This is a genomic window from Paraburkholderia sp. 2C (assembly GCF_054589215.1).
Window position 1 is genome coordinate 1 of record NZ_BAAILL010000017.1, and the last position, 12,058, is coordinate 12,058.

Here is a 12,058-nt window from a genome sequence, read left to right on the forward strand (position 1 = left end):
TCCCACTCACATCGTCAACAGGTTTTTAACTTCCTTCCACCCTGCCAGACCCCGCGAAAGCCCCGCCATGACTGGCGATCCCGCCTGCTTCGTTTCTCCGCGCTTTCGTCAACTGCGCCTCACAAAAGACGCCGCTCGAAGCGCGAAAGACCGGAATTCTAGACACTTGCATGACACGACGCAAGCGGTATTTTGCAAAGCATGAGGGCCTGTGAAGAAGCACTTCACAGGCCCTCATGCAACAGCTCAATTCTTAAGAGATACAAGCGCGAGATACAAGCGAAATACAAGCGAAACACCAGCGAAAACACCAGCGCTACATCAAGCCACCGCCTGCCTCTCCATCACGCGCTCGACCACTTCAAGAAAGTGATCGACGTCAGGCGTCACCGTATTCGCTACCTTCGCGAGATCGTCCCATCGGCGCAAACGCAATGCGTCTTCGGCATGCGGCTTGCTCAAGAACGTCTTCGCTTCCTCGCTGCTAAAGACGCCGCCTTGCAAATTCAAACTACGCACCGAATCCGGCGACAGCTTGCCGAAGTACGTCTCGTCGATCGCGCACAAACAGCGCTTGGCATCGACGTGCAAGCGAATCGGCTCGAGCACCGCATCGGGCAACACGGGCCGCAAAAACGGCAGCGCAAAGAACTGATGCAGATCGTCGACGCCGCGCGCGGTCGGCGTCGGCCCGCGACGGTTCAGCAAGTGCCCGATGTCATGCAGAAACGCGGCCGCCACGAGTTCATCGCCCGCATGCTCCTTTTCCGCGAGCGCGCCGCACTGCAGCGCATGCTCGAGTTGACTCACCTGCTCGCCGCCATAATTCAGACTCCCGTGCTGCTCGAACAACTCACGGATGTCGCTAAGACTCAAAGCCACGATGTCACTCCCACGGTAACGAAAACGTCTTGAGATTGGTGAAGCTCTTCATCGCCTCCTGCACGCCTTCCTTATAGCCGAGCCCCGAATCCTTGATGCCGCCAAACGGCGTGAGCTCGACGCGATAGCCGGGCACTTCCCACACATTCACGGTGCCGACCCGCAATTCGTTGATGAAACGCAGGATCGCGTCCTGCCGGTTCGTACACACGCCGCACGACAAACCGTATGGCGTGCCATTGCTGATTCGAATCGCGTCGTCGAGCGTACCGAACGTGACGATCGGCGATACCGGTCCGAAGGTTTCTTCGCGAATCAGCGTCATCGACGGATCGACGCAATCGACGACCGTCGGCGCATACAACGCGCCATCGCGCTGATTGCCGGTCAGGAGCCGCGCGCCTTGCGCCACCGCTTCGTTGACACGCGCTTCGAACAGACGCGCCGCGGCTTCGTCGATAACCGTGCCCATCTGATTCGACGCATCGAATGGATCGCCATACGACCACGCACGCGTCTTCTCGACGACAAGCTCCGTAAAGCGCACCGCCACGCTACGCTGCACGAGCATTCTTTTGACCGCGGTGCAGCGCTGCCCCGAGTTCTTGTACGAGCCCTGCACGGCAAGCTCGGCCGCGCGTTCGAGGTCGGCGTCCTCGAGCACGATCAGCGGATCGTTGCCGCCCAGTTCGAGCACGACGCGCCGGTAACCGGCCCGCGCCGCGATGTGTTTGCCGATCGACACGCCGCCCGTAAATGTGACGAGTTCCGCCAGCGGATGCGTAATCAGTTCATCGGCGATTTCGCGTGGGTCGCCGGTCAGTACTTGCAGCATCGGCTCGGGCAAGCCGGCCTCATACAACAGATCCGCCAGGTAATACGCCGAAAGCGGCACCTTCTCCGATGGCTTCAGCAACACGCGATTGTTCGTCGCGATCGCGGGCGCAATCTTGTGCGCGACCTGGTTCATCGGATGGTTGAACGGTGTGATCGCAACGATCACACCCGCAAGCGGTTCGCGCTGCGTGAATACACGACGACGCTTGCCATGCGGCGTCAGATCGCACGAAAAACTCTGCCCGTCATCGCGCAGCGCCTCGATCGAGGCGAACTTGAACACATCCGCTACTCTGCCGATCTCATAGCGCGAGTCCTGCTTCGACAAACCCGATTCGAGCGAGATCAGATCCGACGCCGCCTCCGCGCGTTCACGCAGCAAGGCCGCGGCGCGTTCGAGAATGTGCGAGCGCTCATAACGCGTGAGCTTCGCCGGATACGCGTATGCGTAGTCGAACGCCGTGCGCACGTCGTCGACCGACGCAAGCGGCACGCTGCCCACGCGCAGCCCGCTATACGGATCGAACACATCGAGCGTGCGTTCACGCCGCGCTCGCGCGCCGGCGAGACGCAACGCTTCCTCGCGAAAAGCCGCATGTTCGTTCCGATGCTCGGCGAGCGCAGCGTTCATGAGATCACCAGATGGTTGAGCGCGACGTCGAACACGTCGAAGTTGCGCAGACGCCTGTCCACAGGCCAATCCGCGACGCGCCGGTTGAAGACGAGCGGCACCTGCTGCTCGGACAGGCCGCCATGCGAGCGCAACGGCACGGTCAGGCCGGACAGGTCATGTTCGGCCTGACGCGTACCGAGCACGACGTCGCGTTCGCTGATCACGACGATGTCGCCGACGCGATCGTTCGGCAGCTGAAAGCGCTCGCAAGCCGCGCGATTGTCGAGCACGACTTCGACGCCGGACAGCGCGGCGAGCCTTGCGATCACCCCCTCGATGTCGTTTGCGGAAGCAGAAGACGAAGGCAGATAGACCGTCGCAAACGACCCGAGCGCGCCATGGTGCACGACATAGGGATCGGTAATCGGCAGAATCACCCGCGCGGTACGTGCGCCGAACCACTCGTCGAGCACGTCCTGCAGATAGATCACATTGGGCTCGCCGGTCACCGGGTCGTGCTTCGCATTCATGCCGTGATCGGCGGTCAGCGCAATCGTCCAGCCGAGCTCATGCAGTTGTGCGAGATAGCGGTCCATCATCGCGTAGAACGCATTGGCGTCGGGCGTGCCCGGCGCGCTCTTGTGCTGCACGTAATCGGTGGTCGACAGATACATCAGATCGAGCTTGCGCGTTTGCGCAAGCCGCACGCCCGCCGCAAACACGAATTCAGACAGCCCCGCGCTATAGACATCCGGCACCGGCAAGCCCACCAGTTCGGTCACGCGTTCGATGCCGTTTTCTTCGAGCGTCGCCGCATCCGCTTTTTCCGCGGAAAAGCAGATGCCCTTCATCTGCCAGCCGAGCAGCCGCCGCAGCTTGTCCTTCGCCGTGACGACCGCGACCGCCGCGCCCGCCACCGAAGCGGCAGCGAGCAACGTGCCCGCGCGCAGATACGCGGGGTCGTTCATCATCACTTCGCCGCCCTTGCCGCCGTTCGCGTCCGGGTCCCAGAAGTAATTGCCGCAGATGCCGTGCACCGAGGGCGGCACGCCGCAGACGATCGACAGATTATTGGGGTTCGTGAACGACGGAATCACGCAATCGCCCTTGAACGCCGCGCCATCGGCCAGCAGCCGCGCAAGATACGGCGCAACGCCGGCCGCGGCCGCCGCTTCGAGATAGTCGTATTCGCAACCGTCGACGCACACCACGACGGTCGGCGTATCGGGCAGTCGATACGTCCGCCCGTTGACCTCGACACGCCGCAGAGACCCGGCAGCTTCAGGAGATTGACTAGCCATTGCATGCTTCCCTTGATACGAGCGCAACTTCCACATTTTCGGTCATTTCGACAAATTTTGCCACATTTAAAGCGGTCGACATCCCGACAGAAAAGACACCACGCGAAAAAGTCTGGAATGTGACGGCGCGGACGCGTATCAGTCCGCGCGCCGTTTAGGCACACGCGCCGCGATCAGCAGCAGCGCGGCGAGCGACACCAGCAGCAGAATCAGCGCGAGCGCCGAAGCCGGCAGGTAATATCCGCGCTCGACCTGCCCGACCACGACGATCGGCACGGTCGCGAAGCCCGGCGGATAAACGGTCAGCGTCGCGCCGAGTTCGCCGAGCGACAGCGCAAAGCCGAGCGCGAGACTGGCGCGGATCGCGGGCACGAGCTGCGGCAGCACGACGGTACGCAGCACCATCGACGGCGGCGCGCCAAGACTCGCCGCCGCTTCGCGCAGCACCGTCAGTTCGGGCCGCAGCGCCGCGGCCGCGCAGCGATAGCAGAACGGCAACACGAGCGCGAGCTGCACGAATACGACGATCGCCGCCGAACTCGACAGATCCACCGGCCGCTTGTGATACGCGATCAACACCGCGAGCCCGAGCACGACGCTCGGCACGCCGTTGGGCATCATCGCAATCGTATCGACGAGCGCGCCAAGTCCGCGCCGGTCGCGCCCTTCTAGCGCAAGCGCGAGCCACAAACCAAGCGCCGTGCCGAGTATCGCCACCCCAAAGCCGACTTCGAGACTCGTGGTGACCGCATCGAAATCGCTCGAGCCGAGCCGCTCGAACCAGCGCATGCTGAAACCATCGGGCAGGATTGTGCCGGACCAGTGCGCGGCGACGCTCGACAACGCGACGACGATCACCGGTAAAACGAACAGCCAGCAGCACAACAGCGCGGCGAACGCGAGGAAGGCGCCGCCCGCGATGCGCGCGGCGAGACCGCGCCGAACAGGACGTGCGCGGTGGCGAATGGCAGGCAACACGAGCTTGTCTTGCGGCGTTGCCATCAGCGTCGTCCTCCCGCGCTGCGCCGGTTGACCTGACGGTACAGCGCATACAGCGACAGTGACATCGCGAGCATCACGACCGCGCCCGCGGCCGCGGTCGGCAGATCGAGATCGACAGTCGCCGAACTATAGATCGCGACCGGCAGCGTAATCAGATGCGCGCTGCCGAGCACGAGCAGAATGCCGAACTCGTTGAGCGTGAGCAGGAAGCACAGAATCGTGCCGGCTGCGATGCCGGGCCACGCGAGCGGCACGATCACGCGCCACGCGACCATCCAGCCATTCGCGCCGAGACTGCGCGCCGCTTCGATAAGCCGCATATCGAGCATCGCGAACGACGCGAGCGTCGGCCGCACGACGAACGGCGCATAGAACACGACTTCCGCGAGAATCACGCCGCCGATGCCGAACAGGAAATCGAGCGGCGGCGCCTGCAAATGAAAGAGCCGCTGCAGCCCGATGCTGACCGAGCCCTGCGAGCCGTACAGAAAGATCAGCGTGAACGCGACCAGAAACGACGGGAACGCGACGAACAGTTCGAGAAACCGCGTGACGAGCCGCGCGCCGGGAAAGGGTCTGAAAAACAGCAGCGCCGCCAGCGCGACGCCGAGCAGCGACGCCAGCCCCGCGCTGAGCAGAAGAATCCATAGCGTTGTGCCGATCACGCCGCTCGTCTCCGGATTGCCGAAGAACTTTGCGTACGCCTGCAGACTGACGCCGTGCGCGCCCGACAGGCTCAACAGCACGAGCCGCACGAGCGGATAGATGACGAGCGGCCCCAACACGAAAACCGCCAGAAACAGCAGATGCCACTGCGACGCACGCGTACGGCGGCGCTGCGCCGCCGCATGCAACGCCGCGCTTTGCGCGCGGCGCGCATCGGCGTTACCGGAAGCCGCGAGCGCGTCAGGGCTTGATAAGGACGACATCGTCTGCCTCGTAATGCAGGGACACGCGCGCACCCTTCTCCGGCGTCATGCTGCTCACGCGCTGCATCGTGACGAGTACATGCTCGTTCGGCATCGCATCGAGCACGACCGACACCGACAGCACCGCGCCATACCATTCGACCGACGCGATCGTGCCGTGCAACTGCCCTTGCCCGAGCGGCACGATACGCAGCGATTCCGGCCGCAGACACGCGACGCGCTCGCGTTCCGTATAGCGCGCGTCGCCAAGCGCAAACGCGACATGCGCGGGCAGCAGATTCGCCGCGCCGAGATAACGCGCGACAAACGCATCGTCCGGCGTGTCGTACAGCTGCTGCGGCGTGCCGAGCTGCGCGATGCGGCCTTCGCGCATCAGCAGCGTGCGATCGGACAGCACGAGCGCGTCGTCCTGATCGTGCGTCACGCAGACAATCGTCAGATTCGGCAGCCGCTCGTGCAGCGCCTTCAGTTCGGAGCGCACCGAGGCGCGCAGATTGGCATCGAGCGCGGACAGCGGCTCGTCGAGCAGCAGCACGTCGGGCTCGATCACGAGCGCGCGCGCCAACGCAACGCGCTGCTGCATGCCGCCCGACAATTGCGCGGGCATCACATGCCCCGCATCGCCGAGTTGCACGAGCTTCAGCGCATCGGCGACGCGCCGCGCGATTTCCTTCGACGTCACACGCCGCGCGCGCAGCCCGAACGCGACGTTGTCGAATACCGAGAGATGCGGAAACAGCGCATAGCTCTGGAACAACAGCCCGAGATTGCGCTTGTGCGGAGGAACATGCGTGAGATCGTGACCGGCCACCGTTAGCGTGCCGGACAACCCGTCCGCTTCGATAAAGCCGGCGATAAAGCGCAGCAGCGTGGTCTTGCCGCAGCCGCTGCGGCCGAGCACGGTCAGCAGCTCGCCGCGCTCGATCGTGAGCGACAGATCGTCAAGCACCGTGCGAGCGCCGAAGCGCACGGTCAGGTGTTCGATCTGCACGCCGCCCGGCGCGTCGGCGCGGGCGATACCCGGTGATTCGAGGCCGGCGTCGAGTGCGCCGGCATGAGCAAGACTCGCGGTATTCACCGGGTTCGTCTCCCGCTTTTCAGTGATGGACGATCGCCACTCAGCCAAACCAGGCGAAACAAAGCTTAACGTAAAGCGAAGCCGCTCAAGCCGCTTATTTCGGCTTCACCACTTCGATCTGCTTGCCCGAGTTGCCGATCACATCGTTTTTCCAGCGCGCGGTCCAGTCGGCCTTCTTCGTCATCACCTGGTTCCAGTCGACCGGAATCAGTTTCACGCCGGAAATCGCCTGCTTGACCGCAGCGCCATTCTTGCCGGAGAGCGCAACGTCGCTGCGCGCCGGGATACCGAAGATGTCCGGCACCTTGGCCTGCACGTCGCTCGACATCAGATAGTCGATCAGCTTCTTGCCGCCGGCCTGGTTCGGGCCGTTCTTGATCAGGCCTATCGCGTACGGCAGCTGGAACGTGGTCGGCTGGCCGCCGGCTTCGGCTGCGAGGAAAATCGGCTTCAACGTCAAGCCGCCGTTCGCCGCATCGTCGAGGTCCATCTGCAGGTCGCCGTTCGCGACCGAGATTTCGTTACGCGAGAGCAGCACGTCGAGGTAGCCCGTGCCCTTCGTGTGGAACTTCGCGCTCCCCTCGAGCTTCTTCAGATAGTCGAACGCCTTGTCTTCGCCCATCAGCGACGTGGTCAGGATAATCACCGCCATGCCGTCGCCGGCCGTGGCCGGGTTCGAGTACGCGACCTTGCCGCTGTAGTCCGGATGCAGCAGATCGGCGAACGTCTTCGGCTGGTTCTTGACGACTTCCGGGTTGATCGCGAACGAGAAGTAGTTGTTCACGAAGGTCGCCCACGTGCCGTCCGGCGCCTTCGCGATAGCCGGCACGTTCTTGTAATTGACGCTCTGGTAGTTCTGCAGCAGACCCGTTTGCGCCGCTTGCTGGATGAACGGCGGCAGCGTGACGAGCACGTCGGCCTTCGGCGAGTCCTTCTCGACGGTCGCGCGGTTCACCACTTCGCCGCTGCCCGCCGTCACGATGTTGACCTTGAGGCCTTCCTTCTTCTCGAAGGCCGGCAGCACGTCCTTGTACAGATTCTCGAGGCCGTCCGCCGTGTACAGCACGACCGCGTCCGCAGCATGCGCGGACAGGCTCGCGCCGAACGCCGCTGCGGCGACGAGTGCCGGCAGCAGTGTGTGGACGATGCCGGCGGCGGCGCGAGGTTGATTCGTCGATCTCATGTCGTTTTCTCCAAAGGGCGAAATACCCACGGCCGAACCCGGCGCATCGGGCTGCCCGAATCTGTTCTGTTTGTACGGCGCGCGAACGTGCAAAGACCGCGCCGCCTGTATCTGGTCCGCCCGGCTTCGCACAGATTGCCAACCCAACCTTGCTGAAGATTGCTGAGTATCCGGCTCGCTGCGCGGCTCACTACGCGGTTCACTGCTGCCGGCGGGGCGGCTCCTGATCTGACGAATCCGCCGCCTGCCTGTCTTTCGACAGGTTTCGACAGGCAGGGCAAGAATCACAGGTTTCCGTGACAATTCCGTGACTCTCAATAAAAACGCCACAACTTGACACATATTGCCAATAAACTCCAACATACTCGAATAAGCGACTACCGCCGCGATGCGCTGCGCCAGGCCCATCCATCGCTCAACGAAAGGAACCGCTGTGATTCTCGGAAACGATCCGATCCTGCTGACGCCAGGACCGCTGACCACCTCGCCCACGACACGCGAAGCGATGCTGCGCGACTGGGGCTCGTGGGACGCCGCGTTCAACCGGATCACGCAAAGCGTCTGCCACGACCTCGTCGATATCGTGCATGGTAACGACGACTACGTCTGTGTGCCGCTGCAAGGCAGCGGCACCTTTGCGGTCGAGGCGGCGCTCGGCACGCTGGTGCCGCGCGACGGCTGCGTGCTCGTGCCGAACAACGGCGCGTATTGCGCGCGCATCGTGCGGATCCTCCAGCGGCTTTCGATTGCGTGCATCGAGTTGCCGTTGCGCGAAGACGAGCCGGTGACCGTGGCGGCGCTCGAACAGGCATTCGCGCGCGAGCCGCGCATCACGCACGTCGCGCAGGTGCATCTGGAAACGAGCGCGGGCCTGCTCAATCCGCTCGATGAAATCGCCGCGCTCTGCAAGCGGCGCGGCAAAAGCCTGATCGTCGATGCGATGAGTTCGTTTGGTGCGCTGGCGATCGATCTGCGTGCGGGTGGCATCGACGCGCTCGTGTCCGCGAGCGGCAAGTGTCTCGAAGGCGTGCCCGGCATGGGCTTCGTGATCGTGAAGCGCAACCTGCTCGACGCCAGCGAAGGACGCTCGCCGTCGCTGGCGCTCGATCTGTACGACCAGTACGCGTATATGAAGAAGACGACGCAGTGGCGCTTCACGCCGCCGACGCACGTCGTCGCCGCGCTGCGCCGTGCGCTCGATACGTTTTTCGCGGAAGGCGGACAGCGTGCCCGCGGCGCGCGCTATGCACGCAATTGCGCGACGCTGATCGACGGCATGCACGCGCTCGGCTTCCGGACCTTTCTGCGGGCCGACGCGCAGGCTCCGGTGATCGTCACGTTTCACGCGCCGCGCGACGCCCGGTGGGATTTCGCGGCGTTCTATGCGGCCGTGCGCGATGCGGGGTACGTGCTGTATCCGGGCAAGCTCACGCAAGTGGACACGTTCCGCGTCGGCTGCATCGGCGCCATCGACGTCAATGAAATGCACAACGCCGTGGCGGCGATCGGCAGGACGCTCGAACGGTTAGGGATACGCGTCCGGTAGAGGTCACGCAGCGGGTAGCAAACAGACATGTAGCGCAGACACACGGCCCGCGCGGCACGGACGCGCGCCCGGTCTCGCACGCGTCACGCGATCAGAATCTCCGGTCCGCGCGCGGTGATCGCCTTCGCCAGCGCGCGCTCCGGCGCGACCTCGGTCACGACATAGCGCGCGCGCTCGAGACCGCGAATGCGCACCGGTGTCACGCGCCCGAACTTCGAATTGTCGGCGACCACCACCACGATGTTGCCCGCCTCGATCATCTTCGCGCGCACTTCGGCCGCCATGCGCGAGTAGTCGGACAGATGCGCATCGGGCGTGATGCCGCCCGCGCCGACGATCGCAAAGTCGGCGTGATACTGCGACAGCTGATGGATCGTATCGAGCCCGAACGCCGCGTCTTCGATATCGGACAGCTCGCCGCCGAGCAGCGTCACGCGGTTCTCGTTGCGACGTCCGAGTACGAGCGCGATGCGCCAGTCGTTCGTATAGACCGACAGCCGATGACGGATCATCAACGCGCGCGCAACCGCATTCGTCGTGCTGCCCGAATCGATCACGAGCGACGCGCCGTCCGGCACGAGCTGCGCGGTCCGATCGCCGATCGCACGCTTGGCCGCCGCATTGGCGGCCTCGCGCACATCGAGGTCGGGTTCGCGCCGGTCGCTCGATAAGGCGCCGCCGTGGGTCGTCACGATCAGGCCGCGTTCGGCCAGCGTATTGAGGTCGCGCCGGATCGTCTCGCGCGATACGTTCAGCTCGCGCACGAGCTCCGCCACCGACAATGCGCCGTTCTTCGAGACCTGCGACAGGATGTATTGATAGCGTTGTTCGGCGAGCATCTCTCTCTTGGGCGGCCGCTTCGGGTCGGCTCGTGTGAGTTCAGGAGGCCGGCGTATTGTATTACGTGACACAACCGGCTGCGCCGGCCTCCTGCTTGCCGAAGCGCGGCGGACCATGTGCGGACCATGTGCGGACCATGCGCGCCGCAACCCGCAAACGACGCGCCATCCCCTCGCGCGCAGTGTGCCCGAACGCGCATCCCTGCTAAGCTTGCCCCCTTATGCCGCGCACTGCCCCGTGCGCCCTGCCGACCGTTTAGCCGATGCCGTCTTTCTTTCGCCGCCTGCTCCTGCTGTTTCATGCACTGCGCTTCGGCGCTCGCCTGATCTGGCTCGCCGCGCCTGCCGACCACAAAGTGCACTGGATCGTCTCGCTGATCGAACGCGTGCATGCGTCCGAACGCGGCCGCGCGAGCGTGCACGGCGTACTGCCGCTGCTCGGCCCGCTGGCCGGCGGCTTTGTGCAAACACTCGCCACGCGCCCCGAGCTCGCTGCCGGCACCCTGCACGAGGCACTCGATTCGGTCCACCATCTGCTCGCGCCATTGCCGCCCGAGGCCGCCGGCAAGGCGCTGACCGCCGCGTTCGGCCGGCCGCTGCCGACGCTCTTCGAATCGGTCGACCTCACCGCCGTCGAAAGCGGTTTTGCGCATCAAATCCATGTGGCGCGGCTCGCGATGCCGATCGACGGCCATCGCGATGTCGAGATCAAGCTGCTGCGCGTCGCGCAACGCGCGCAGATCGCCGACGAAACAGCGCTCCTGCGCTGGGTCGCGCGCTGGCTCGACAAGCTTTCGCGCGCGGCGCGCAAGCTGCGCGTGCGCGAGCTGGCGGAGACGTTCACGCAGGAGATCATGCGCCGCCTCGATCTGCGCGCGGAAGCGGCAAACCAGAGCCAGACGGCGCATCTCTTCGCCGACGATCCGCGCGTCGTCGTGCCGGCCGTGATCTGGGACCTGTGCGGCGACGCGACGCTCGTCATTGAACGCATCGAGACGGTACAGGTGACCGACTTCACCGGCCTCGCCGCGCATCGCGTGAGCGTACCGGCGCTCGCGGCGCGCATCATCGAGGTCGTCACGCACGAGGCGTTCGAGCATGGCTTCTTCCATGCGGCGCTCGACGCGCGACGCGTGCGCGTCAGCGTCGACGATGAGACGCACGGCAAGCTCGTGCTCGGCGACTTCGCGGTGATGTCGAACCTGTCGAGCGACGAGCGCTCGTTCTTCGTGCACGGCGCGACCGCGCTGTTCGGCCAGCATTACGGACGCCTTGCCGATCTGCATCGCAACGCCGGGCACGTGCCGCGCGACGCGCGCACCGAACAGCTCGAAGCCGAACTGCGCACGCGTGCCGAAGCGCACTTCGCGGGCGCAGCGCACGAGCGCACGGCGGGCCCGCTGTTTCATCATCTGCTGCATGCGGTCGCGCCGTTCGACGGCTGCGTGCCGCCGCGCCTCGTCGCCGCGCAACGCGCCTTCGAGCAGGCCGAGGCACTGGCAAACGCGCTGCATCCGGGCGTCGACAGCTGGAATATCGCGCGCCGCGTGCTCGCCGACCTCGCACGGCGCGATTTCGATCATCGCGGCTGGGCGAAGCACCTCGCGCAGGAACTGCCGCATCTCGCGCATCTGGTGCCGCGCGTGCCGCAGCTTGCGATTCGTTATCTTCAGCAGCAGCACAGCCTCGCGACCACGCGGCAGCACGCGCAGCTGGTCGGCGAAGTCACGCGCGAATATCGGCGTACCCGAACGTTGTTGTGGGCGTGCACGGCTTGCGGTGCGGTGCTCGGCGCGCTGGCGATCCTGTTGATGTATTGAGGGGATGTACCGGGCGCCGGTTTTTTGC

10 protein-coding genes are annotated in these 12,058 nt (G+C 64.7%); 2 read left to right on the top strand and 8 right to left on the bottom strand.

Annotation, left to right across the window (positions count from 1 at the left end):
• Positions 1-321: 321 nt before the first annotated feature.
• From ACYPXD_RS04575 to phnS, 7 genes are all read right to left on the bottom strand, one after another.
• Positions 322-882, bottom strand: coding sequence for a phosphonate degradation HD-domain oxygenase (locus ACYPXD_RS04575; protein WP_459707978.1), 561 nt, complete (start codon positions 880-882; stop codon positions 322-324).
• A 4-nt stretch (positions 883-886) separates the two neighbouring features.
• Positions 887-2,350, bottom strand: a complete 1,464-nt coding sequence (gene phnY, locus ACYPXD_RS04580; RefSeq protein WP_459707981.1) for a phosphonoacetaldehyde dehydrogenase — start codon at positions 2,348-2,350, stop codon at positions 887-889.
• A complete protein-coding gene (gene phnA / locus ACYPXD_RS04585) occupies positions 2,347-3,633 on the bottom strand; it encodes a phosphonoacetate hydrolase (protein ID WP_459707983.1) in 1,287 nt (428 codons plus the stop codon). The genes phnY and phnA overlap by 4 nt, the downstream gene beginning before the upstream one ends.
• A gap of 138 nt (positions 3,634-3,771) precedes the next feature.
• On the bottom strand, positions 3,772-4,635 hold the full coding sequence (gene phnV, locus ACYPXD_RS04590; RefSeq protein WP_459707986.1) for a 2-aminoethylphosphonate ABC transport system, membrane component PhnV: 864 nt from the start codon (positions 4,633-4,635) through the stop codon (positions 3,772-3,774).
• Entirely contained in the window at positions 4,635-5,564 is a 930-nt protein-coding gene (gene phnU, locus ACYPXD_RS04595) for a 2-aminoethylphosphonate ABC transporter permease subunit (protein ID WP_459707988.1), read from the bottom strand. The genes phnV and phnU overlap by 1 nt, the downstream gene beginning before the upstream one ends.
• Complete coding sequence (gene phnT / locus ACYPXD_RS04600) at positions 5,542-6,642, bottom strand: 2-aminoethylphosphonate ABC transport system ATP-binding subunit PhnT (RefSeq protein WP_459707990.1); 1,101 nt, start codon at positions 6,640-6,642, stop codon at positions 5,542-5,544. Before phnT ends, phnU begins: the two co-directional genes overlap by 23 nt.
• Positions 6,643-6,736: 94 nt before the next feature.
• Positions 6,737-7,825: a 2-aminoethylphosphonate ABC transporter substrate-binding protein gene (gene phnS, locus ACYPXD_RS04605; protein ID WP_459707992.1), complete on the bottom strand. Its 1,089-nt coding sequence runs from the start codon at positions 7,823-7,825 to the stop codon at positions 6,737-6,739.
• A 388-nt stretch (positions 7,826-8,213) separates the two neighbouring features.
• Here phnS and ACYPXD_RS04610 point away from each other — a divergent pair, with 388 nt between their 5' ends.
• Positions 8,214-9,371 (top strand): 2-aminoethylphosphonate--pyruvate transaminase, encoded by a 1,158-nt coding sequence (locus ACYPXD_RS04610; RefSeq protein ID WP_459707995.1) that lies wholly within the window; start codon positions 8,214-8,216, stop codon positions 9,369-9,371.
• Between the two features lie 83 nt (positions 9,372-9,454).
• On the opposite strand, the gene ACYPXD_RS04615 is transcribed toward ACYPXD_RS04610, so the two are convergent.
• Positions 9,455-10,210 carry a DeoR/GlpR family DNA-binding transcription regulator gene (locus ACYPXD_RS04615; protein WP_459707997.1) on the bottom strand — a complete coding sequence of 252 codons (756 nt, stop codon included), beginning with the start codon at positions 10,208-10,210 and terminating at the stop codon, positions 9,455-9,457.
• Positions 10,211-10,473: 263 nt separating this feature from the next.
• On the opposite strand from ACYPXD_RS04615, the gene ACYPXD_RS04620 reads away from it, so the two are divergent.
• On the top strand, positions 10,474-12,030 hold the full coding sequence (locus tag ACYPXD_RS04620) for an ABC1 kinase family protein (RefSeq protein ID WP_459707999.1): 1,557 nt from the start codon (positions 10,474-10,476) through the stop codon (positions 12,028-12,030).
• The last annotated feature ends 28 nt before the right edge of the window (positions 12,031-12,058 follow it).